The sequence below is a fragment of the Salinisphaera orenii subsp. orenii MK-B5 genome (assembly GCF_003788635.1).
Classification (GTDB): Bacteria; Pseudomonadota; Gammaproteobacteria; order Nevskiales; family Salinisphaeraceae; genus Salinisphaera; species Salinisphaera orenii.
The window spans coordinates 1-22,262 of record NZ_AYKH01000040.1 but is presented as its reverse complement, the minus strand read 5'-3'; the positions used below and the strand labels follow the sequence as shown (position 1 = coordinate 22,262).

Below are 22,262 nucleotides of genomic sequence, written 5' to 3'. Positions count from 1 at the left end.
ACGATCAAGACTGGCAACGCCGCAGTGCGCGATTTGAGGCTCCACCCTTCGGGACAAGCGCCGTGCCGCGACCTGCCATGGCGTGTTAACAGACCCTAGCTCGGAGCGTCCAGATCCACGACCGCGCCCGGGTTCAGCCGGTTGTCCGGGTCCAGCGCGCGTTTGATCGCGATCAGCATGTCGCGTTCGACCGGCTGCTTGTAGCGGGCGAGTGCGGCGACCTTCAGACGGCCGATCCCGTGCTCGGCGGCGAAGGACCCGCCCATCTCGGCGACGATGTCGTGGACCACGGCGTTCGCCCGGGCCGTCTCGGACAGAAAGGCCGCATCGTCGCTCCCGGCCGGCTTCGACAGATTGAAATGCAGGTTGCCGTCGCCGACGTGGCCGAAGGGGCAGGGCCGAACGCCGGGCAGGGCCTCGCGCACGGCCGGCAGGGCGCGATCCAGAAACGCCGGCAGGCGCGACACCGGCAGCGATATGTCGTGCTTGATCGACGCGCCTTCGGCGACCTGGGCCGGCGGCAGTGATTCGCGCAGATGCCAGATATCGCGGGCGCCGGCGGCGTCGGCGGCCACACGCACCGAGCGGACAATGCCCTCGGCGCGCAGATCCGCAATCGCGCCGCCAAGGGCGGCGGCGAGCCAGTCGCCGGAGGCCGAGCTCGCCAGCTCGACCAGCAGATACCAGTCGCAGGCCGCTTCGAACGGCTCGGCGCAGCCTTCGATGTGCGCGCAGGCCAGCGCCACCGCCTGGCGCGACATCAGTTCGCAGCCGGTGAGATTGTGACCGGAGGCCGCGGTCAGCCGCCGCTGCACGCCGACGGCCTGCGCGGGCGTGTCGAGCCCGAACAGGGCGACAGACTGCTGAACGATCGGCGAGTGGAGCTTGAACACCGCCGCGGTGATGATGCCCAGCGCCCCCTCGCTGCCCACGAACAGATCGTTGAGATCGAAGCCGCTGTTGTCCTTGCGCAGCCCGGTGAGATTGTCCCAGACACGCCCGTCGGCCGTGACCACTTCCAGCCCCAGCACGAGATCCCGCGTGTTGCCGTAGTGGACCACATTCAACCCCCCGGCGTTGGTGGCCAGGTTGCCGCCGATGCGACAGCGCTCGCGCGAGGCCAGGGTCAGCGGGAAATACAGGCCCGCATCGGCGGCCGCGCGCTGCGCGTCCGCCAGGGTGCAGCCGGCCTCGACCGTCAGGGTCGCGTTGTCGACATCGATGCCACGCACCGCCGACAGCCGCTCCAGCGACAGAATCACGTGCCGGCGGGCATCGTCCGCGGCGCAGCCGCCGACCAGGCCGGTGTTGCCGGACTGCGCCACGATCGCGCAGTCGGCGTCGATGCAGGCCCGGACCACCGCCGCCACCATGGCCGTGTCCGCGGGCCGCACGACCGCCAGCGCCCGCGGCTGGAAGGCGCCCCGCCATTCCTGCAAATAGGGCTGCGCCGCGTCGCCGGTCAGCACCTCGTCGGCGCCGACCACGCCGGCGAGCGCCTCCAGAATCCGTGCCGCCATCAGGCCGCGCGCGCTGGATCGTCCGTCAGCAGATCGGCGAGCGCCGGCTGCAGGTGACGATATTCGAAAGCGAAACCGGCCGCCTCGAGCGCTGCAGGCACCGCCCGCTGGCCGGTGAGCAGCAGGTGTGCCATCTCGCCGAGCATCAGCCGCAGCACGGGGCCGGGCACCCAGGCGATCTTGGGCCGGTGCAGCACCCGGGCCAGCGTGGCGCTGAACTGGCGATTGCTGACCGGCTCCGGCGCGGTCAGATTGTAGGCCCCGCTGCAGCCCGGCTCGGCCATGAGGAAACGGATCGCGCGGATCTCGTCCCGGATGTGGATCCAGGGCATGAACTGCCGACCGCTGCCGAAATGGCCGCCGAGTCCGAACCGGAACGGCGGCAGCATCTGCGCCAGCGCCCCTTCGTTCGCGCCGAGCACGATGCCGGTACGAATCCGACACAAGCGGATGCCGGCGCCCTCGACGCGGCGCGCGGCCTGCTCCCAGGCCAGGCAGAGTTCCGACTGGAACTCGTCCCCGGGCGGCTCCTCCTCGTCGAGCACGTCATCGCCGCGGGCGCCGTAGTAGCCCACGGCGGAACCGCTGACCAGCACCGAGGGCGGCGTCTCCCACTGCGTGATGACGTCGGTGAGCTCGCGCGTGATCCGCAGGCGGCTCTCGCGCATCTCCCGCTTGCGATCCTCGGTCCAACGCCCGCCGGCCAGATTCTCGCCGGCCAGATTGATCACCGCGTCGGCCGGATCGGCCGCGGTCAGGGACTCGACCGGCTGCACGCCGGCCGGCAGCACGCGCTCGGCCGCCTCGGCATCGCGCGTGGCCACCGTGACCGCCCAGCCGTCCGACCGCAGATCGGCGCACAGATGCCGGCCGATGAAGCCGGTACCCCCGGTGATGAGTGCTGTCTTCATGGTCGTACTCTAGCAACGCGGAGCGCGGCGGCGGAACAGGGTTCCAGCAATATACGCGCGCCGGGGCCGCCGCGTTGCGCCATGCCAACGCCGTACTTGCAAAGCATCGCCGTATCGGGTTATCAATGCGCCTGTGCGGCGGTAGCTCAGTTGGTAGAGCGCGACCCTCCCACGGTCGAGGTCGCGAGTTCGAATCTCGTCCGCCGCTCCACTTCACGGGTCTGTCGAAGCCTCACGGACGCTCGTAAAGCAGCGTTCCCGAACGCAGACCGGCGACGACCGCATCGGCGAGTTCGGTGGCCCGCTGCGACGGGCTGCCGTCGCGTCGACCGGCCACGCTGATCAGCTGCGCCACGGTCTGGGCGCTGTTGTCGATCACACGGATCTCGTAGCCGGGGCGCCCCCGGCCAACAGACGACGCGCATCCCCGGTCACCTCGGCGAACTCGATCAGCAGCGTCGCCTGCGCGCCGCTGTTGCGGCTGGCGGCGTGGCGGCTGGCCGCGTCCTGTTCACGTGTGGGCGGCGCGGCCGCGATCATGGTCGTGCAGGCATGGCCGGCGGCGATCAGGCGCGCGCACAGCGCGCGCTCGTAGCGCATGCGCAGGCCGACATCGTCGAAGGCGGCGTAGACGATGAAACCGTCGTAGCGCGTGTCCGCGTGTGCCGGGTCGACCACGGCCTCAATCCGGGAACTCGCACAGGCGGACAGGAGCATCAGCCCCGACAGCGCCGCGAGACCAGAGCTCGTCCGTACGACTCGCCGGGCGGAAATGCCGCCCGCCACGACTCGGCGCCATCGGTTCAACAGCGCAATCAAGCCGTGTCGGGCGTGATCACGAGCAACAACTGGCGCGCGGCGACCTGGTCACCGGCCCGGCAGTGGACGGCTTCGACCGTGCCGTCCACGTCGGCGGCCACGACGAACTCCATCTTCATCGCCTCGAGCACGAGCAGCGTGTCACCGGCGCGCACCGACTGGCCCGCGACCGCGTCCACACGCTGGATGCGGCCGTCCATGCGCGCGACCGTGCGACCGTCGCCGGCCGCATCGGCCGAGGCCGGCGGACGACGCAACACGTCCTCATAGGCCAGGGTCACGCCTTCGGCGGCCAGCCAGAGGCACGCCCCGTGCCGAAGCGCATGGGCGCGTCGATGCACGCCGGCGTGGTGCCAGTCCAGCCGCGTGTCCGCGGATGCGGTCAGCCCCAGTTCGATCCACGCTTGATTGACGCATACGCGGTAGCGGCCCGCGCCGTCGCAGGCGAGCCGGCATGCATGGCGGGTCTCGCCGTCATCCAGGATCATCGGTGCTTCGTCGGCATAGGCGCTGCGCCAGCCCAGCAGCGAGGCGTCGAGCCCGGCACTGTCGGCCAGGGCGACGGCCTCCTGATGATGCATCGCGGCCGCCGCGAGCGCGCGGTGCAGCGCCGGCGGGCGCTCGCGCTCCAGCGCGTCGGCCATGTGCCGTTCGACGAAGCCGATATCGAAGTCGCCGCCGGCGAAGACGGGATGCGCCAGGATACGGCGCAAAAAATCGCGATTGCTGGTCGGCCCGAACAGCAGCGTGTCGTCCAGCGCTCCGATCAGGCGTCGACGGGCGATGTCACGCGTGGCGCCGGTGGCGATGAGCTTGGCGGCCATGGAATCGTAATGCGGCGAGACGACCAGCCCGTCGGCCAGGCCGTGATCCACGCGCACGCCCGGTCCGGCCGGCGGGCGCCAACGGTGTATCGTGCCGGTCGCCGGCATGAAGTCCTGCGTGACGTCCTCGAGACACAGCCGCACTTCGATGGCATGGCCTTCGAAGCGGATCGCATCCTGCGCCAGCGCGAGCGGCTCGCCGGCGGCGATGCGCAGCTGCCAGGCGACCAGATCGACCCCGGTGACCATCTCGGTCACCGGATGCTCGACCTGCAGGCGCGTGTTCATTTCCATGAAGTAGAAGGCGCCGTCGGGCTCGAGCAGGAATTCCACCGTGCCGGCGCCGCGGTAGTCGATGGCCCGGGCCGCCGCCACGGCCGCGGCCCCCATCCGCGCTCGCAGCGCGGCGTCCACCGCCGGTGAGGGAGCTTCCTCGACGACTTTCTGATGCCGCCGCTGTACCGAACAGTCGCGCTCGCCGAGATGGATGACGTGGCCGTGGTGATCCGCCAGAACCTGGATCTCGACGTGGCGCGCGCCGGTGACCGCCTTCTCCAGAATCAGCTCGTCGGAACCGAAGGCCGAGGCCGCCTCGGAGCGCGCCGAGGCGATCGCCGAGGCGAGATCGGCGATGCGTTCGACGCGACGCATGCCGCGTCCGCCGCCGCCGGCCGAGGCCTTGACCATGATCGGCACGCCGATGCGCTCGCCCTCGGCGCACAGCACGTCATCGTCCTGGGCCGCGCCTTCGTAGCCCGGCACGCAGGGCACGCCGGCCTCGATCATGCGCTGCTTGGCCGCTCGCTTGGCGCCCATGAGCGCGATGGCGTCGGGGGCCGGGCCGACGAAGACGAGACCGGCGTCCTCGATCGCGCGCGCGAAGGCGGCGTTCTCGGCCAGAAAGCCGTAGCCCGGGTGCACGGCATCCGCGCCGGTGGCCCGGGCCGCCTCGATCAGCCGCGCTATCGACAGATAGGACTCGGCCGCCGGCGCCGGGCCGATGCACACGGCCTCGTCGGCGAGCGCCACGTGCGGCGCGTCGGCGTCGGCCTCGGAATACACCGCGACGCTCGACCAGCCGAGCGCCCGGGCGCCGCGGATCAGCCGTACGGCGATCTCGCCGCGGTTGGCCACCAGCAGTTTGTTCAGGGCGCGCATCCGCGGGCCTCCGGGCTCCCGGTCGCTTCAGGCATCGCCATCACCCTGCGCCCAGTACGGCGCCCGCTTGTCGAAAAACGCGCGTACCCCGTCGCGCCCCTCGTCGCCGGTCAGACAGTCGGTGAACGTCTCGGCGCCGGCGTCGAGCAGCGCGGCGGGCTCGGCGGTCCGCGCCGCGCGGACGATGCGCTTGGTCTCCGCGATCGCCCCGGGCGCGCAGGCCAGCACATCCTCGAGCACGGCGGTGATCCGCTCCTCGCCGGCCTCGGCGTCGTCGACCACATCGTGGGCGATGCCCAGTCGCGCGGCTTCGCCGCCCTTGAGTTGATGACCGCAGATGCCGAGCCGTCGGGTCTCGGCGGCGCCGATGCGCGCGACCACGAACGGCAGGATCTGGGCGGCCGGCACACCGAGCCGCGCCTCGGGCATACCCATGCGCGTATCGGTGGTGACGATGGTGATGTCGGCCACGCACAGCAGCCCGAAACCGCCGCCCAGGGCCGCGCCGTCGGCCAGTGCGATCACGGCCTGCGGGGCGGCGTCGACGGTTTCGAGCAGCTCCCCGAAGCGCCGGCTGTGCGCGGTGGCTTCGTCGCGAGCGCTCGCGTCGTCACCGTCGAAGTCCGCGAGCGCGTTCAGATCGGCGCCGACACAGAAATGGTCGCCGGCCCCGCGCAGCACGACGACGCGCACGCTGCGGTCGTCACGGACCGCGTTGAAGGTGTTCACCAGATCGTCGATGAGCCCGGCGTCGAGCGCGTTGCCGGCGTCGGGGCGATCGAGGGTGGCATGCAGCACGCCGTCCTGCCGGTCGAGGGCGAGCGCAGTGGTCTCGGGTAGTGCCATGTCGGTTTCCTATGCGGTCGAATGCAGATCGAGGCGCTTGGCGATGATCTGCAGCATGATCTCGTCGGCGCCGCCGCCGATCGAATGCAGGCGCAGATCGCGATAGAACTGGGCGGTGGTGGATTCGGCCATATAGCCCTGCCCGCCCCAGAACTGCAGGCAGGTATCGGTGAGCTGGCGCGCGAGCCGGCTGGTCTTGAGCTTGGCCATCGAGGCGTTGCGGGTGACGTCGCGCCCGGCGACGAGATCCGCGGTGGCCTGGTAGGTGAGCGCACGCGCCGCCTCCAGTTCGGTGGCCAGTTCGGCCAGCGTGAACTGCACGTACTGGTTGTCGATCACGCTCTGGCCGAAGGCCCGGCGCTCTCGGGTGTAGGTGACGGTATCGTCGAACACCCGCTGCATGGCCTCGAGAATGCTGGCGGCGAGGAACAGCCGCTCCTCCTGGAACTGCTGCATCTGATAGACGAAGCCCTGGCCGGCCTCGCCGATGAGGTAGCGCGCCGGCACACGCACGTCGTCGAAGAAGATGATCGCCGTATCGGAGCTGCGCTGGCCGAGCTTGTCGAGCCGCGTTTCGCGATTGACGCCGGGCGCGTCCAGCGGCACCACGATCAGCGACTTGTCGCTGTGCTTCGACTCACCGCCGGTCACGCACAGCAGGCAGATCCAGTCGCCCTGGGTGCCGTTGGTGATCCACATCTTCTGGCCGTTGATGACGTAGTCGTCGCCCTCGCGCCGGGCCGTGGTCGTGATGCCGGCGACGTCGGAGCCCGCACCCGGTTCCGACACGCCGATACAGGCGACCTGATCGCCGGCGATGGCCGGCGCGAGGAAGTCGCGCTTGAGCTCGTCGCTGCCGTAGCGCGCCAGCGCGGGCGTGGCCATGTCGGTCTGCACGCCCACGGCCATGGGAATGCCGCCGCAGGTCATGCGCCCGAGGCTCTCGGCGAAGGCGAGCTGGTAGGAGTAATCGAGCCCGAGGCCGCCGTATTCCTCTGGCTTGGTGATGCCGAGCAGGCCGAGATCGCCGAGACCCTTGAACAGCTCATGGGCCGGGAAGATGCCGGCGTTTTCCCAGGAGCGCACCTGTGGGTTGACCTGTTCTTCGATGAAGCGCTCGGTGGTGCGCCGGATCTCGTCGTGCTCGTGGGTGAACATCAGGCGCCCCCGGCGCGACGGCGGCGCGCGCCGTTGCGAGCACGCGCCGCACACGGCCTGCCCGAATATCCGCGCAGGCAATGTGTTGCCGGTGCGTCGGCGACACTCGGGCCTTCTGCGCGCGGGACCTCGTTCGCTTGTGTCATCTCAGGCTCCTAGAAACGCGCGACGCCGAAGTCGGTGGGCCGCAGCGTGCGCTGGCGCGCCTCGCGACAGACCGAGAGCGTGAGCGCCAGCACGCGGCGGGTGTCGCGCGGGTCGATCAGGCCGTCGTCGAACAGGCGCGCGCTGCCGTAGAAGGCATGGCCCTGCTTGTCGAAGGCGCCGGTGATACGGGCGTGCATCTCGTCGAGCATGCCTTCGGGCACGGCTTCGCCGCGCGCCGCGTACTTGCCTTCGGTGACGATCTGCATCACACCCGCGGCCTGTTCGCCGCCCATCACCGCGGTGCGCGAGTTCGGCCAGGCGAAGATGAAATCCGGCGAAAAACCGCGCCCGCACATGCCGTAGTTGCCGGCGCCGAAGGAGCCGCCGATCACGAACGTGATCTTGGGCACGTGGGCGTTGGCGACCGCCTGGATCATCTTCGAGCCGTGCTTGACCATGCCGGCCTGCTCGGCGTCCTTGCCGACCATGTAACCGGTGATGTTCTGCAGGAACACCAGCGGAATCTCGGACTGGCAGCACAGCTGGATGAACTGGGCGGCCTTGTTCGCGCCTTTAGTGGTGATCGGGCCGTTGTTGCCGATCACGCCCACGCTGCGCCCTTCCACGGCGGCGTGGCCGCAGACGAGCTGTGCGTCGAAGTCGGCCTTGAACTCGTCGAAATCCGAATCGTCGACCAGGCGCGCGATCACCTCGCGGCAATCGTAGGGTGTCTTGTGATCGGCGGCGACGATGCCGCAGAGCTCGTCGATGTCGTAGCGCGGCGGCGCGAATGGGGCCGATTCGGGACGCGGCGCGCGGACGGGCCAGTCCAGGCGGCCCATGACCTCGCGCGCCTGGCGCACGCCGTCGGCGTCGTCCTCGGCCAGGTATTCGCAGGTGCCGGCGGTGCCGGCGTGCATGTCGGCGCCGCCCAGCGCCTCGTCCTCGGCGATCTCGCCGGTGGCGGCCTTGAGCAGCGGCGGGCCGGCGAGAAAGACCCTGGCCTGGCCGCGCACCATGATCACGTAGTCCGACAGGCCGGGCATATAGGCGCCCCCGGCCGTGGACGAGCCGTGCACGACCGTGATCTGCGGAATGCCGGCCGCCGACAGACGCGCCTGGTTGGCGAAGGTCCGTCCGGCCTCGATGAACATCTCGTCCTGATAGAGCAGGTTGGCGCCGCCGGACTCGATGAGCGAGACGATCGGCAGCTTCTGCTCGAGCGCGATCTGTTGAATGCGCAGGGTCTTCTGCACGCCCCAGGGCGTCATCGTGCCGCCCTTGATCGCGCTGTTGGAGGCATTGATCATGCAGCGCACGCCGGCCACGTAGCCGATCCCGCAGATGCTGTTGCCGCCGGCCAGCGATCCGTCGGTATCGTCGTGGCAGCCGTAGCCGCACAGCGTCGACAGCTCCAGAAACGGCGAGCCGCGATCGAGCAGCAGGTTGACCCGATCGCGCGGCAGCAGCTGTTCACGCTCGCGATAGCGCGCGGCCTTGCTCTGCTCGGTGGCCCGAACGCGCGCTTCCACGTCGCGCAGCGCCTCGACCGCGGCGAGCATGCCCTCGCGATTGCGGCGATGGTCTTCGGACTCGACGTCCACCGTGGAGGACAGGACCGTCACGTCAGAACGCTCCGCCGTCGTCTTGAAGCGGCCTCCGCGTCGTCGGCCCGAGCGCGAAGCCGCCGTACCCGGCCTGCAGAAACAGGTCGCCGACGCGGCCCGGGGCGGGCTTCACGCCGTTCGACCTCGGCGCCAGCAGGCGCGACGCCGGGAAAGCCTCAGATCGAGCCCGAACCGTATCCGTCCGACGCTGGACACTCGCGACGCGAACCGCCGCGGCACGCGGCCGTCCTGCGCCCCGACACCCGCCGGCACGCGCGCGATACGGCTGAAGACGGCGGGCCACAGGCGCACCCGCGTGGCTGGAATGACCGGCGCTCGGCGCGCCGTGGTGCCGGATCGATGACACGATCCTCTCCTCTCGAAAGGCCGCTGTCTGCGGCTGCGAGCCGGTCGGCCCGACGCGCCGCGACAGTCTTCGCATGTAGTGGCCGAAAGCGTGCTACTCGCTCGCCACGCCGTCAAGTCGAGTGGCTCACTTTAGACCGAGCGGCGCAGCCGCTAGACTCGCATCATCGATTTCACCCGGACGGTCATGACGAGCGCGAGTCCTGCAGCGGCCTACCAGCGCCGGATCTTCCGGGCCAAGCGCGCGGCGATCCTCGACGCCGCGCTCGACTGTTTTCTCGAACGCGGTTTCGCCGGCACCAGCCTCAACCGCATCGCCGCCGCCGCGGCGGTATCGACGGCCACCGTCTACCGGCATTTCCCGAGCAAGGACGAGCTCTTCGCCCAGATCATCGAACGCACCTTTCTCGATGGCGCCGCCGAATCGCTGGACACGCTGCCCACCGGCCAGCCGGCCGCGGTGCTGCCGCAGATCGCCGAACGCTATGCGCGACTGATCCTCACGCCGCATTTCCAGCCGCTGGTTCGGGTGCTCATCGCGGAAGCCGTGCGCCTGCCCCAGCTCGGCCACGCGCTGGAGCAGCGCGGTCACGGCCCGTTTCTGGCCGCGGTCAAGCGCTACTTCGAGCGCGAGCACGCGCTGGGCACGCTGGTCGTGGCCGATCCGGGCCTGGCTGCGGAGCAGTTTCTGGGCATGATATCGAGCGTGGTCTTCTGGCCGCGGATGCTCAACGACCAGCGCCGCCCCTCGGCGGCCAAGGTGGAGCGCACCTGCGAGGCCGCGGTCGCCGCCGTGCTGGCCCGCCACAGGCCGGGCTGAGGGCCGGCTACGCCCCGCCGGCCATAGGCCGTCGCGACCGTGGCACCGGCCGGGCTCCGTCGGTTCTGCGCGTCGCCGCGGTCACGTCATGGCCACGATCAGGCAGAATATGCTGAACGAACGTTCGTTATAACCGGAAATCGAGGCGCGGACCGCGCGCCCCAATCGAGGAGACGAGAATGAGAGCACTGCTCTGCAAGCAGTTCGGTCCGCCGGAGACGCTGGTCGTGGAGGACATCGCCGCGCCCGAGATCGGCCCCGACGATGTCCGTATCGACGTCCAGGCGGCCGCGGTCAACTTCCCCGACAGCCTCATCATCGAGAACAAGTATCAGACCAAGCCCGAGCTGCCCTTCTCGCCGGGCGGCGAGCTCGCCGGCGTGGTCTCGGCGGTGGGCGACAACGTGAATCACGTCGCCGTCGGCGACGACGTCATCGCCTTCACCACCTACGGCGCCTTCGCCGAACAGGTGGCCGCCCCGGCCGATCGCGTCATCCCCATGCCGGCGGGCGTCGATCATGTCACCGCTTCGGCGTTCGTGATGACCTACGGCACGACCTATCACGCGCTCGCCGACCGCGCGGCGCTGCAGTCCGGCGAAAGTCTGCTGGTGCTCGGCGCCTCCGGCGGCGTGGGCCTGGCGGCGATCGAGATCGGCAAGGCCCTGGGCGCGCACGTGATCGCCGCGGCCTCGAGCGAGGACAAGCTCGCGGTCTGCCGCGAGCACGGCGCGGACGAGACGATCAATTACGGCGAGGAGGATCTCAAGACCGCGATCAAGGACCGCACCGGCGGCCGCGGCGTGGATGTCGTCTACGATCCGGTCGGCGGCCCGGCCACCGAAGCCGCGCTGCGCGGCACCGCCTGGCGCGGGCGGCTGCTGGTCATCGGCTTCGCCAGCGGCGAGATCCCGAAACCGCCACTCAACCTCGCCCTGCTCAAGGGCTGCTCGATCGTGGGCGTGTTCTGGGGCAGCTTCGTCAAGCGCGAACCCGAGGCGAACCGGAAACAGCTGACACAGCTGTTCACCTGGCTCGGCGAGGGCCGGCTGCGGCCCCACGTCTCGGCGACGTATCCCCTGGCGCGCGGCGGCGAAGCCATCACGCTTCTGGCCTCGCGTCGCGCCTCCGGCAAGGTGGTCATCAAGCCGCAGGACTGAGGCGATCGCGCCGGCCGCTGTCGCGGCCGGCGCCCCGAGCTGTCAACAAACCGCAATCCGGCCGTCATCGCGGCGTTATCCGCGCACGCCACACTGCGCCCAGCGTGACACCGGCCCGAACCTCTCGGGCCGGCAACGAAACGGGGAAGGCGCATGCGCATCGCACTGCTCACCGACGCCTGGCGGCCGCAGGTCAACGGCGTGGTGACCGCACTGACCGCCCTGGTGGCCGAGCTCGAGCGGGCCGGCCACGAAGTCCTGGTGATCCATCCCGGTCTGTTCGTGACCGTGCCCTGCCCGACCTATCGCGAGATTCGCCTGGCCGCCGCGCCGCTGCCGGGCGTGGCCCGGCGCCTGCAGCGCTTCGCGCCCGATGCGGTGCATATCGCCACCGAAGGCAGCGTCGGCCTGGCCGGCTGGCTGTACTGCCGGCTGCGGCGCTGGCGATTCACGACGTCGTTTCATACCCGCTTCCCCGAATACATCAACGCCCGCTGGCCGCTGATCCCCGTGGGCCTGGGCTATCGCGTGCTCAACCGGTTTCATCGGCGCGGCGTGCGGACGCTGGTCAGCACGCCGCCGATGGTCGATTTCCTGTCGGACCAGGGCTTTGCGCGGCTCGCACTCTGGCGGCGCGGGGTCGATACCCGGCTGTTCCGCCCGGTCGAACCGGCCGCGCTCGATCTGCCGCGGCCGGTGTTCATGTACTTCGGCCGTGTCGCGCCCGAAAAGAACGTCGAGGCGTTTCTGGATCTCGAGCTGCCGGGCAGCAAGCTGGTGGTCGGCGACGGCCCGGCGCGGGCGGCCCTGGAACGCCGTCATCCCGACGTGCACTTCGCGGGCATGCACCTGGGCGAGGATCTCGTGCGCCATATCTGCGCGGCCGACTGCATGGTCTTTCCCAGCCGTACCGACACCCTGGGCCTGGTGCTCATGGAAGCCATGGCCTGCGGCGTGCCGGTGGCGGCCTATCCGGTCACCGGGCCGATGCAGGTCGTGCAGCCGCACGTCACCGGCGTGCTCGACGAGGATCTGCGCGCCGCCGCGCTCGCCGCGGTCGAACTCGACGGGCAGGCCGGCATCGCCTACGCGCGCGCCAACGGCTGGGCGGCCTCGGCGGCCGAGTTCGCCGCACAGCTCGCACTCGCGCGCCCGCGCTCCCACGGCTCGAACACCCTGGCACTGGAGATCTCGCGATGAAGATCCTGATACTCGGCGGCGACGGTTTCTGCGGCTGGCCGACCGCACTGCACCTATCCGGTCGCGGCCACGATGTGACGATCATCGACAATCTCTCGCGCCGGCATATCGACAACGAACTGGGCGTGACCTCGCTCACGCCGATCGCGCCCATCGACGTGCGTCTGGATATCTGGAAGCGCACGACCGGGCGCACCATCGCCGCCCTGCACATGGACGTGGCCCGCGAATACGACCGTCTGGAGGCGACCATCGACCGGCTCGCCCCCGACGCCATCGTGCACTTCGCCGAACAGCGCTCGGCGCCCTATTCCATGAAGCACGCACGGGCCAAGCGCTATACGCTCGAAAACAATCTCGCCGCCACCCAGAACGTGCTCTGCGCCCTGGTCGAGACCGGCGTCGACGCGCATCTGGTGCATCTGGGCACGATGGGCGTGTACGGCTACGGCGGCGGCCTGCGCATTCCCGAGGGCTATCTCACCGTCGAGGTCGACGACAGCGCGGGCGCGCGCACCCAGCGCGAGATCCTGTTCCCGCCGGACCCCGGCAGCATCTACCACATGACCAAGACGCAGGATCAACTGCTGTTCTATTTCTACAACAAGAACGACGGCCTGCGGATCACCGACCTGCACCAGGGCGTGGTCTGGGGCACGCAGACGCGCGAGACGCGCCTCGACGAGCGTCTGATCAACCGTTTCGACTACGACGGCGACTACGGCACCGTACTCAATCGTTTTCTCATGCAGGCCGCGGTCGGCCACGATCTGACCGTGCACGGCAGCGGCGGCCAGACCCGGGCCTTCATCCATATCCAGGACACGGTGCGCTGTATCGAAATGGCGATCGGCAACGCGCCAAACGCCGGCGAACGCGTACGCATCTACAACCAGATGACCGAGACCTGGCGCGTGGGCGAACTCGCGAAGCTGGTCGCGGGCCTGACCGGCGCGCGCATCCGCCATATGGACAACCCGCGCCGTGAGGCCGCCGAGAACGATCTGTGCGTGGACAACCGCTGCCTGCTCGATCTCGGCCTGGAACCGACCACCCTGCGCGGACAGCTGCTCGGCGAGATCATCGACGTGGCCCAGCGCTATGCCGATCGCTGCGACGAAACGCGCATCCTGTCGACCTCGCAGTGGGTGCGCCCGCAGACGCCGGACGGCGACCGGGCACTAGCGGTCTGATTGCGTCGCCTCAATCGGGCGCGGCGTCGCCCAGGCGTGCGGCCAGATCCACGAGCTGGTGGCGGCCGACGATATCGCGCGCGCTCTGGGCGACCTCGACGCGTTCGAAGGCCGCGAAGCGATCGCGGATCTCGGCCAGATATTCGTTCTGCTGGGCGACGCGCTCGGTGACGAAGGCGCTGGCCGGGTCCTCCGGCCAGAGTCGGTTCACGTAGAGCGCGCCGATGGGAATCTGGGTATCGCGCAGCTGCTCGATCACGCGCGCGGTCTCCTCGATCGGCAGGCGCTCGGCCAGCAGCACCGGATGAAACACGGCCTCGGCGTGCAGGCGCCGGCGCGCCTCGGCGAAGCGCTCCGCGCGCTGGCGAAGCCGTACGAGTACGCGATCCTCGCGCTCGGGTTCGCTCACGCCGGCCATCGTGCGCCACATGCCCTGAAGCTTGTTCACCTTCGCGCGCTGGGCCTGCAGGCCCTCGACCCAGGCGCCCAGCATCGACGGCAGCGTGAGCAGGCGCAGCGTATGGCCGCTGGGCGCGGTATCGAAGACGATGCGGTCGTAATCGCCGGGGCACCAGGTCATGATGCGGGTGAAGCGATCGAACAGCGCCGACTCGGCCGTGCCCGGCGCCTGCACCGCGAGCTTGAGATGCCGGTCGAGCGCCGGCAGCACCGCCTTGGACACGGCCGCCTCGGCGTCCTCGCGGATGCCTTCGACATAGGCGCGTGCATCGGCCTCCGGATCGATCTCCATCGCCCAGAGGCGCTCGCCGGCCGCGGTCGGCTGATCGCCCAGCCGCGTCTCGAGCAGGTCGGAGACCGAATGCGCCGGGTCGGTCGAGACCAGCAGGGTGCGATGGCCCTCGCCGGCCAGGCGCAGCGCGTGGGCCGCGGCCAGCGTGGTCTTGCCGACCCCGCCCTTGCCGCCGAACAGGTAGAAGCGGGTCGGGCCGTCGTGGTGGTGCTCATTCGCCATCGGGCGTCTCCAGCGGGTTCATGCGCGGCGCGCGTGTCGGCCATACGCGTCGCGCGAGCTTTTGACGCTCGCGGGCCAGGCGAAGCGCAGCCGAGGTTCCGATCGCCGCGTATCGCGATCGTGGGCGCGACCGGGCGCTATGGCCGGTTGACGGGTCGCAGGCCTGCGCGCCAAGCGTCGTGCTGCGGCCAGAGGAGGCGTCGCGCGGGCTCGCGCCGTCACGCTGTACAGGCGCGCTGCAACGCTGGATGGCCACATCTTGTCCATGTCATCGGCGCTGGGGCTGAAGAATCGGACGCCCCGCCATAACCAGGGGCACCCGGCGGCGTGGCAAACCCCGGTTGTGGCAGACCCGGCCCCGGCGGCTCGCGCCCTGCCGGACACGCTTGGCGGTCTCCAACGCGGCGCACGGACGAACAACCAACGGGCGCTAGCAGCACACGCCGGCTTCGGGAAAGGTGTCCATGCCCATGCGCTGGTGCCAGCGGTGGAACGACTCGATCAGATCCGGATAGAGTTCGAGCGCGTAGTAGTCGGCCGGGCCGGGAATCCCCAGCGCCTCCAGAAACAGCAGGGCGACGAGCACGTCTTCTTCGGAGCGCGCCTCGCGGGCGATGCCGGCGCGCCAGGGCGCCATGAACAGTTCGTCGTGGTAGTCGGAGAACCGACGCCACAGGCTTTTCTCGTCGGCCATGTCGACATGCCTGTCGTGATGAATGCGGTCACCGTGTTGCCGCGCGTTCAATCCTGCGCGATGCGCTCGAGCACCCGCGCGACCACGGTGTCGGTCGCGGGCAGACGCCCCGAATACAGCGTGTCACCGTCGCAGACCACCGCCATCGGCGCGCCGGCCCGGGCCATGGAGCGAATCGTCGCTGCCCAACCGAGGCCGCGGCGACGCGCGGCCCGCCAGACGGTCGGATACAGCCAGAGCAGGTTACGCGGGTCGGCCACGATCAGATCGAGCTCGGGCGCGGCCGCGGCCAGGTCGCGATAGACGGCCCCGATCCGTTCCATGCGCGCCCGGCTGTGGCTGAAGTCCGCCGCCCCGCCGAGCGCCGAATCGCGCGCACCCAGACGGCCGCAACAGCCGGAGCCACTGTGCTGCGCATCCTGCTCGCGCACCAGGATCACCTGGTGCGTCGTCACCGCGCCGGCGCTCGCCTCGGGGCGATCGGTTCGGCACGCCGTGATCATCGATCCGCGGCCGCCGGGTCGCGCGCGCCGCGCTGGCGGTTGAGCGCGGTCACCGCTTCCACGATCAGCCAGGCCGCGAGGACGAAGATCGCCGCGTCCATGGCCAGCAGCAGCCAGTCACCCTTCTGGAAGAAGTCGACCAGATTGAGCAGCAGCGCCCAGGTGGTCATGAACAGCAGGAACACCAGCGGCACGATCGCCGCGAGCGGATTGCGGTTGCGTGCCAGCACCCAGACCGCAATCACCGACAGCGCCAGGCCGGCGGTGAGCTGGTTCGTGGTACCGAACAGCGTCCACAGGCGACCGAAGGCGAAGCCCTTGCCGCCGGCGTCGTCGCCGCCGGGCACCAGCGCCAGACCCAGCGGGATCAGCACGGCCAGCGTAGTAAGCAGATTCACACGCCCCGACAGCGCCTTGAAGCCGGCCAGTTCGCTGATCTCGGCGAGAATGTAGCGCTGCAGCCGGATGCCGGTGTCCATCGTCGTCCCGGCGAAGGTGATGACCACCACCGCGGCGAAGGTCGCGCCGAGCGTAGCCGGAATGCCGAGGTTGCTAAGGAAGTGGCCGGTACCGGTCACGAAATGGCCGAGCGCCCCGCCCGACGCGGCGCCGAAGTCGGCGTAGGCGGTATTCCATTCGCCGGCTGCGCCCAGACCCGCGGTGCAGGCCAGGATCGCGGCCAGCGCCAGCGCGCCCTCGCCGAGGGCGCCGCCGTAGCCGACGAAGCGGGCTTCGGGCTCCTTGTCGAGCTGCTTGGACGTCGTGCCCGACGCGACCAGGCTGTGAAAGCCCGAGATCGCGCCACAGGCGACGGTGATGAACAGATACGGGAACCAGTGCGGCGAATCCGCCGAGACCTCGTTGACCGCGGGCGCGCTAACCGTATCCCAGCCGACGAGCACGCCGAGGAAGATCACGAACAGCGCCACGATCAACTGCTGGCCGTTGATGTAGTCGCGCGGCTGCAACAGGATCCACACCGGCAGGCGCGAAGCGATCCAGGTGTAGGCGAAGATCAACAGGATCCAGGTGGTGCGCACCTCGAGGCCGATCGCCGAAGCCAACCCGTCGACCTCGATCGGATACGCCTGGCCGATCGGGATCGCGATATAGAGCAGCAGCAGGCCGACGATCGACGGGATGATGATGGAACGCCCCAGCCGATAGGCCCACTGCCCGATGAAGACCGCGATCGGAATCACGATCAGCGCAGGGATCACCGCGCCCGGGTTGGACTCGAACAGGATCGCCATCACCACGCCGAACACGGCGTTCACGAGCGTTAGCAGAAAGAAAATAATCAGTAGAAACAGGGTACTGGCGCGCGCGCTGATGACCTTGCCGGAGAGCGTGCCGATATTCTGGCCGCGATTGCGCGCGGATACGACGATCGAGCCGAGATCGTGCACGCCGGCCGCGAAGATGGTGCCCAGGATCACCCAGGTCAGCGCCGGCAGCCAACCCCAGTAGACCGCGATCGCCGGGCCGACGATCGGGGCGGCGCCCGCCACCGAGGTGAAGTGGTGCCCGAGCAGCACGTGCTTGTGCGTCGGCACGAAGTCGACACCGTCGCGCATTTCATGCGCCGGGGTGCGGAAATTGGGATCGAGCGCGTAGACCTTCTCGGCCAGATACCGCGAATAGAAACGATAGCCCAGATAGAAGGCGACCAGCGCCATGACGATCAGAAAAAAGGCCGGCATTGGATCTCCCCGCGGTTTCGCGCCTCAGGCGGACGCTGTGCGTGGCGAACGATAGCAACGCGGATACGCCGGGCGCCAGTCTACAAACGTATCAGGCGTCTGCGCTGCCGGCGCTGTGCGGCGCGTCTACGGCGTGCCGCAGGCCGGGCAGGCCGGATCGGCCGGAATCTGCAGGCTGCGCCAGCGGTGCGTGGCCGCATCCAGCGTGAGCACGCGCGCGGCGAGCGTGTCGGCCATGCCCACGATCAGCTTGATCGCCTCCAGCGCCTGCAGCGTGCCGACGATGCCGGGCACGACCCCGAGCACGCCGGCCTCGGCACAGGTCGGCGCGCTGCCCGCCGGCGGCGCGCTGGCGAACAGACAGCGGTAACAGGGCCGGCCGCCGGCCGGGAACACGCCGACCTGACCGGCGAAGCGCTCGACCGCGCCATAGACCAGCGGGATCCGCGCCGCCACGCAGGCATCGTTGACCGCATAGCGGGCGCTGAAGTTGTCCGAGCCGTCGACCACCAGATCGTGGTCGTCGACCAGCCCGGCCGCATTGTCCGCGCTCACCCGCGCCTCGATCGGCTCGATGGCGATACTCGGGTTGAGGGCCGTGAGCGCGGCCATCGCCGAGCGCACCTTGGGCTGACCGACGCTGGCATCGCGATGCAGGATCTGGCGATGCAGGTTGGAGCGATCGACCACGTCGTGATCGACGATGCCGATATGCCCCACGCCGGCCGCGGCCAGATAATAGGCCGCCGGTGAGCCGAGCCCGCCGGCACCGATGACCAGCACGCGCGCGTCGCGCAGTTTCGTCTGGCCCGCCTCGCCGACCTCGGGCAGGGTGAGCTGGCGGGCATAGCGGGCGCGATCGGCGTTGTCGAGCATGGTGGGCGTCTCGAACGCCAGGCCGGCGTCCTTCCAGGCATCGAAACCGCCCTCGACCGAACGCACGTCGCTATAGCCCAGACGCGCGAGCTGGTCGGCGGCGAGCAGCGAACGCGAGCCCGACGCGCACAACAGCAGCACCGTTTGATCGGGTCCGCTGACCTCCTGCTCCAGACGCATCTCCAGAAAGCCGCGGCCGAGCGGCTTCGCGCCCACGGGCGTGCCCTGGGCGATCTCATCGGCCTCGCGGATATCGACCAGCAGCGCGCCGGAGCGCGCCAGTTCGGCGGCGCGCTCGGCGTTCACCGGCGGGATGCGTTCGCGCAGTTCGGCGAGTTGGTCTGTCAGGCTCATGGCGCGTCGCGGGCCTCGTCGTGGTCGGTGAGACTGTCGTCGTCCTCGTCGTCGGAGATGCCGTCGTCGGCGTCCCCGCGGGCAGCAGCCAGCGCGGCGTTACGCTGCCAGGACTGTCCGATCGACTTGCTGGTGTTCGCACCCATCTTCTTCAACTCCTCGCTGCGGCGCACGATGTTGCCGCGGCCCTCGACGAGCTTGTTGCGCGCGCCCTCGTAGGCCTTGTTGGCCGTATCCATGGCCCGGCCGAGCTTGTCGAGATCGTCGAGAAAACCCACGAACTTGTCGTGCAGCGCGCCGGCCTTCTCGGCGATCTCGGCGGCGTTCTCCTCCTGCTGCTGCAGCCGCCAGAGATTGGCGATGGCGCGCAGCATGGGCATGAGCGTGGTCGGCGAGACCAGCGCGATATTGGCGTCGAGCGCTTCGCGCTGCAGGTCGAAATCGCCGCGCAGCGCCTCGACATAGGCCGCCTCGGAGGGAATGAACATGAACACGTAGTCGAGCGTCTGTATGGCGTCGATATGCTGGTAGTTCTTGGCCGACAACTGCTTGAGATGACGCCGCACCGAGGCGACGTGGTCGGCGAGTGCGGTTTTTCGGGCGTCCTCGTCCCCGGCCTCCTGGACCCGCAGATAGGCCGTCAGCGACACCTTGGCGTCGACGACGATGCTGCGCTGCTCCGGCAGATGCACGACCGCATCCGGCAGCTGGCGGCTGCCGTCCTCGGTGGTGACCGAGAACTGCGTCTCGTACTGGACGCCTTTCTCCAGGCCCGAGCGCTCCAGCACCGTCTCCAGAATCATCTCGCCCCAGTTGCCCTGGGTCTTGGATTCGCCGCGCAGGGCGTTGGCCAGATTGGTCGCGTCCTCGGCGATCGCCTTGTTGGACTGCTCCAGCAGGCGCACCTGCTCGGCGAGCGCGCTGCGCTGGCGGTTTTCCTGATCGTAGGCTTCGCGGACCTGCTTTTCGAAGCGGCCGATATGCTCGCGCAGCGGGTTGAGCAACGGCTCGAGGCTGGCCTTGTTCTGTTCGGTGAAGGCCCGGCTTTTCTCTTCCAGGATTTCCTGGGACAGCGTCTTGAACTGGTGGGTGAGGGCTTCGCGCGCTTCGGTCAGCGTCTTGAGCTTGTCCTCGCTGTTACGGCGTTCGCTGTCGAGCCGCGTCTCCAGCCGGGCGTTCTCGCTGCGCGCCTCGGTCAACGCCTGGCGCACGGACTCGAGCGCCTCGCGCGTCTTCGCATGCGCGCCCGCCTCATTCTCGGCCGTCTGTCGGGCACTGTCGCGGGCGCTTTCCAGACGGGCCTGGGCCGAACGCGCCCAGAGCACGGCCAGCGCCGCGCCGACAAGGACGCCCAGCAGCAGCGCGGAAACAATCAGAACAATGGCTTGCGTGGTCATCGATGGAGCGTTCGGCCGGCAGCGGAATGCGATGGCACTCAGTCTAACGCCGCCCCGCTGGCGCGTGCGGCCGCACCCGCGCCGACGATGGAGTCCGGCGTCCGGGCAGCGCGTACAATACGCGCTCTCTTTTCCAGATCGCGATGCTCTCGCGCCCATGATGCTGCAACTGCGCAACCTGCGGCTGGCCTACGGGACCCAGCCGCTGCTCGACGACGCCGAACTGGCCATCGACCGCGGCGAGCGGGTCGCGCTCGTCGGCCGCAACGGCACCGGCAAGTCCACGCTCATGCGCATCGTCTCCGGCGAGATCGAACCGGACGAGGTCCTGCGCGAATCCCGGGCCGATCTGCGCGTGGCCCGGCTGGAGCAGGAAGTGCCCGCCGGCACCCACGGCCCGGTGTTCGATGTGGTCGCGGCCGGGCTCGGCGATGTCGGCGAAGCGCTGGCCCGTTTTCACGACCTGACCGCGCGGCTGTCCGCCGGCGAGGACGTGATGGATGCCTTCTCGAAGGCCCAGGCCGCGGTCGATGCCGCCGACGGCTGGACGCTGGCCCAGCAGGTCGAGAGCACGCTGTCGCGGCTCAAGCTCGGCGCCGACTGGCAGTTCGAGTCGCTGTCGGGCGGCCAGAAACGGCGCGTGCTACTCGCCCGTGCCATGGTTCAGGCGCCCGATCTGCTGCTGTTGGACGAGCCCACCAACCATCTCGATATCAGCGCCATCGACCAGCTCGAGGAGATGCTGCTGAACTGGAACGGCGCGCTGCTGTTCATAACCCATGACCGCGCCTTCCTGCGCAATCTGGCCACCCGCATCGTCGATCTCGATCGCGGCAAGCTCACCTCCTGGCCCGGCGACTACGACCGTTTTCTCGAAGGCAAGGAAAAGATGCTGGCCGACGAGGAGAAGGCCAACGCCGCCTTCGACAAGCGCCTGGCTCAGGAAGAGGTATGGATCCGCCAGGGCATCAAGGCCCGGCGGACCCGCAACGAGGGCCGCGTGCGCGAGCTCAAGGCCATGCGCGCCGAACGCGCCGAGCGCCGCGAGCGCGGCGGTAGCGCCAACATCGTGACCCAGGACGCGGCCCGCTCCGGCAAGCACGTGATCGTGGCCGAGAACCTGTCCTACGGCTGGGCGGACAAACCCATCGTCAACGATCTGTCCACGATCATCCAGCGCGGCGACAAGGTCGGCCTCGTCGGCCCGAACGGCGCCGGCAAGACCACGCTGATCAACCTGCTGCTCGGTCGCCTCGCGCCGGATGCCGGCGAGGTCAAGCTCGGCACCAACATCGAGGTCGCCCACTTCGACCAGCACCGCGCGGCCCTCGACGATTCCATCAGCGTGCTCGACAACGTGGCCCAGGGGCGCTCCTCGATCACCATCAACGGCCAGGATCGGCACGTGATGAGTTATCTGGGCGATTTCCTGTTCTCGCCCAAGCGCGCACGGTCGCCGACCAAGGTACTCTCCGGCGGCGAGCGCAATCGGCTGCTGCTGGCCAAGCTGTTCACCCGGCCCGCCAATCTGCTGGTCATGGACGAGCCGACCAACGACCTCGACGTTGAGACGCTGGAACTGCTGGAAGAGCGGCTGATGAACTACGACGGCACGTTGCTGCTGGTCTCCCACGATCGTGCGTTTCTGGACAACGTGGTCACCAGCACGCTGGTCTTCGAGGACGAGGGCGACGTGCGCGAGTACGTCGGCGGCTATTCCGACTGGCTGCGGCAGCGGCCGACGCCGACACGAGCCGCCGAGCCCCGAAAGAAGACGGGCGGCCGCGGCGCCTCGAAACCGGCGACGGCGCCGGCACCCACCGCCAACCCGCTGTCCAGCGCCGAGCGCAAGGAACTGCGCGCCCTGCCGGATACGATCGAGACGCTGGAGACACGGATCGCCGAGCTGGAGGCGGAGTTCAACGCGCCGGGCTTCTACGACCGTCCCCAGACCGAGATCCGGGCAGCCAGCGAGCGCGTGGCCGCAGCCGAACGGGAACTGGAGACGGCGCTGGCGCGCTGGGAGACGCTGG

Annotated in this window: 19 protein-coding genes and 1 tRNA gene; 6 read left to right on the top strand and 14 right to left on the bottom strand. The window is 69.4% G+C overall.

Features of this window, described 5'->3' with window-relative positions:
• Positions 1-95 precede the first annotated feature (95 nt).
• Together SAOR_RS13085 and SAOR_RS13080 are read right to left on the bottom strand one after the other, a co-directional pair.
• Complete coding sequence (locus SAOR_RS13085; RefSeq protein WP_123631828.1) at positions 96-1,520, bottom strand: FAD-binding oxidoreductase; 1,425 nt, start codon at positions 1,518-1,520, stop codon at positions 96-98.
• Complete coding sequence (locus SAOR_RS13080; protein WP_123589570.1) at positions 1,520-2,431, bottom strand: TIGR01777 family oxidoreductase; 912 nt, start codon at positions 2,429-2,431, stop codon at positions 1,520-1,522. Before SAOR_RS13080 ends, SAOR_RS13085 begins: the two co-directional genes overlap by 1 nt.
• Positions 2,432-2,566: 135 nt before the next feature.
• On the opposite strand from SAOR_RS13080, the gene SAOR_RS13075 reads away from it, so the two are divergent.
• A tRNA-Gly gene (locus SAOR_RS13075) sits at positions 2,567-2,642 on the top strand.
• A 21-nt stretch (positions 2,643-2,663) separates the two neighbouring features.
• On the opposite strand, the gene SAOR_RS16840 is transcribed toward SAOR_RS13075, so the two are convergent.
• The 6 genes from SAOR_RS16840 to SAOR_RS13050 all read right to left on the bottom strand — a co-directional run bounded on the left by SAOR_RS16840 (position 2,664) and on the right by SAOR_RS13050 (position 9,008).
• Positions 2,664-2,810 (bottom strand): hypothetical protein, encoded by a 147-nt coding sequence (locus SAOR_RS16840; protein ID WP_185015682.1) that lies wholly within the window; start codon positions 2,808-2,810, stop codon positions 2,664-2,666.
• Positions 2,807-3,109 (bottom strand): hypothetical protein, encoded by a 303-nt coding sequence (locus SAOR_RS13070; RefSeq protein WP_123631827.1) that lies wholly within the window; start codon positions 3,107-3,109, stop codon positions 2,807-2,809. Before SAOR_RS13070 ends, SAOR_RS16840 begins: the two co-directional genes overlap by 4 nt.
• Before the next feature lie 137 nt (positions 3,110-3,246).
• On the bottom strand, positions 3,247-5,232 hold the full coding sequence (locus SAOR_RS13065) for an acetyl/propionyl/methylcrotonyl-CoA carboxylase subunit alpha (protein WP_123631826.1): 1,986 nt from the start codon (positions 5,230-5,232) through the stop codon (positions 3,247-3,249).
• A 27-nt stretch (positions 5,233-5,259) separates the two neighbouring features.
• Positions 5,260-6,078, bottom strand: coding sequence for an enoyl-CoA hydratase/isomerase family protein (locus tag SAOR_RS13060; protein WP_123631825.1), 819 nt, complete (start codon positions 6,076-6,078; stop codon positions 5,260-5,262).
• A gap of 9 nt (positions 6,079-6,087) precedes the next feature.
• On the bottom strand, positions 6,088-7,239 hold the full coding sequence (locus SAOR_RS13055; protein WP_123631947.1) for an acyl-CoA dehydrogenase family protein: 1,152 nt from the start codon (positions 7,237-7,239) through the stop codon (positions 6,088-6,090).
• A gap of 152 nt (positions 7,240-7,391) precedes the next feature.
• Positions 7,392-9,008 carry an acyl-CoA carboxylase subunit beta gene (locus tag SAOR_RS13050; protein WP_123631824.1) on the bottom strand — a complete coding sequence of 539 codons (1,617 nt, stop codon included), beginning with the start codon at positions 9,006-9,008 and terminating at the stop codon, positions 7,392-7,394.
• 535 nt (positions 9,009-9,543) lie between these two features.
• On the opposite strand from SAOR_RS13050, the gene SAOR_RS13045 reads away from it, so the two are divergent.
• The 4 genes from SAOR_RS13045 to SAOR_RS13030 all read left to right on the top strand — a co-directional run bounded on the left by SAOR_RS13045 (position 9,544) and on the right by SAOR_RS13030 (position 13,729).
• On the top strand, positions 9,544-10,176 hold the full coding sequence (locus SAOR_RS13045; RefSeq protein WP_123591560.1) for a TetR/AcrR family transcriptional regulator: 633 nt from the start codon (positions 9,544-9,546) through the stop codon (positions 10,174-10,176).
• A gap of 179 nt (positions 10,177-10,355) precedes the next feature.
• Positions 10,356-11,336, top strand: coding sequence for an NADPH:quinone oxidoreductase family protein (locus SAOR_RS13040; RefSeq protein ID WP_123631823.1), 981 nt, complete (start codon positions 10,356-10,358; stop codon positions 11,334-11,336).
• A gap of 153 nt (positions 11,337-11,489) precedes the next feature.
• A complete protein-coding gene (locus tag SAOR_RS13035; protein ID WP_123631822.1) occupies positions 11,490-12,536 on the top strand; it encodes a glycosyltransferase family 4 protein in 1,047 nt (348 codons plus the stop codon).
• Positions 12,533-13,729: an NAD-dependent epimerase/dehydratase family protein gene (locus SAOR_RS13030; protein ID WP_123631821.1), complete on the top strand. Its 1,197-nt coding sequence runs from the start codon at positions 12,533-12,535 to the stop codon at positions 13,727-13,729. Before SAOR_RS13035 ends, SAOR_RS13030 begins: the two co-directional genes overlap by 4 nt.
• A gap of 10 nt (positions 13,730-13,739) precedes the next feature.
• Here the strand turns inward: SAOR_RS13030 and SAOR_RS13025 are convergent, their stop codons facing one another.
• The 6 genes from SAOR_RS13025 to SAOR_RS13000 all read right to left on the bottom strand — a co-directional run bounded on the left by SAOR_RS13025 (position 13,740) and on the right by SAOR_RS13000 (position 20,229).
• Positions 13,740-14,702, bottom strand: a complete 963-nt coding sequence (locus SAOR_RS13025) for an ArsA family ATPase (protein ID WP_123631820.1) — start codon at positions 14,700-14,702, stop codon at positions 13,740-13,742.
• 430 nt (positions 14,703-15,132) lie between these two features.
• The gene (locus SAOR_RS13020) at positions 15,133-15,396 is read right to left on the bottom strand and encodes a cory-CC-star protein (protein ID WP_123591565.1); all 264 of its coding nucleotides are present in this window, start codon (positions 15,394-15,396) and stop codon (positions 15,133-15,135) included.
• A 47-nt stretch (positions 15,397-15,443) separates the two neighbouring features.
• Positions 15,444-15,851 (bottom strand): hypothetical protein, encoded by a 408-nt coding sequence (locus SAOR_RS13015; protein WP_123631819.1) that lies wholly within the window; start codon positions 15,849-15,851, stop codon positions 15,444-15,446.
• Between the two features lie 44 nt (positions 15,852-15,895).
• Positions 15,896-17,602 (bottom strand): carbon starvation CstA family protein, encoded by a 1,707-nt coding sequence (locus SAOR_RS13010; protein WP_123631818.1) that lies wholly within the window; start codon positions 17,600-17,602, stop codon positions 15,896-15,898.
• 126 nt (positions 17,603-17,728) lie between these two features.
• Complete coding sequence (gene moeB / locus SAOR_RS13005) at positions 17,729-18,832, bottom strand: molybdopterin-synthase adenylyltransferase MoeB (RefSeq protein ID WP_123631817.1); 1,104 nt, start codon at positions 18,830-18,832, stop codon at positions 17,729-17,731.
• Positions 18,829-20,229 (bottom strand): DNA recombination protein RmuC, encoded by a 1,401-nt coding sequence (locus SAOR_RS13000; RefSeq protein ID WP_123631816.1) that lies wholly within the window; start codon positions 20,227-20,229, stop codon positions 18,829-18,831. Before SAOR_RS13000 ends, moeB begins: the two co-directional genes overlap by 4 nt.
• Positions 20,230-20,386: 157 nt before the next feature.
• On the opposite strand from SAOR_RS13000, the gene SAOR_RS12995 reads away from it, so the two are divergent.
• The coding region (locus tag SAOR_RS12995) for an ATP-binding cassette domain-containing protein (RefSeq protein ID WP_123631815.1) at positions 20,387-22,262 on the top strand (1,876 nt) is incomplete at its 3' end.

Coding starts and splice junctions, on each gene's coding strand:
- SAOR_RS13040 (WP_123631823.1), top strand. CDS start 10,356: ATGAGAGCACTGCTCTGCAAGCAGTTCGGTCCGCCGGAGACGCTGGTC.
- SAOR_RS13020 (WP_123591565.1), bottom strand. CDS start 15,396: ATGGCCGACGAGAAAAGCCTGTGGCGTCGGTTCTCCGACTACCACGAC.
- SAOR_RS13085 (WP_123631828.1), bottom strand. CDS start 1,520: ATGGCGGCACGGATTCTGGAGGCGCTCGCCGGCGTGGTCGGCGCCGAC.
- SAOR_RS13025 (WP_123631820.1), bottom strand. CDS start 14,702: ATGGCGAATGAGCACCACCACGACGGCCCGACCCGCTTCTACCTGTTC.
- SAOR_RS13080 (WP_123589570.1), bottom strand. CDS start 2,431: ATGAAGACAGCACTCATCACCGGGGGTACCGGCTTCATCGGCCGGCAT.
- SAOR_RS13045 (WP_123591560.1), top strand. CDS start 9,544: ATGACGAGCGCGAGTCCTGCAGCGGCCTACCAGCGCCGGATCTTCCGG.
- SAOR_RS13065 (WP_123631826.1), bottom strand. CDS start 5,232: ATGCGCGCCCTGAACAAACTGCTGGTGGCCAACCGCGGCGAGATCGCC.
- SAOR_RS13010 (WP_123631818.1), bottom strand. CDS start 17,602: ATGCCGGCCTTTTTTCTGATCGTCATGGCGCTGGTCGCCTTCTATCTG.
- SAOR_RS13035 (WP_123631822.1), top strand. CDS start 11,490: ATGCGCATCGCACTGCTCACCGACGCCTGGCGGCCGCAGGTCAACGGC.
- SAOR_RS13030 (WP_123631821.1), top strand. CDS start 12,533: ATGAAGATCCTGATACTCGGCGGCGACGGTTTCTGCGGCTGGCCGACC.
- SAOR_RS13060 (WP_123631825.1), bottom strand. CDS start 6,078: ATGGCACTACCCGAGACCACTGCGCTCGCCCTCGACCGGCAGGACGGC.
- moeB (WP_123631817.1), bottom strand. CDS start 18,832: ATGAGCCTGACAGACCAACTCGCCGAACTGCGCGAACGCATCCCGCCG.
- SAOR_RS13000 (WP_123631816.1), bottom strand. CDS start 20,229: ATGACCACGCAAGCCATTGTTCTGATTGTTTCCGCGCTGCTGCTGGGC.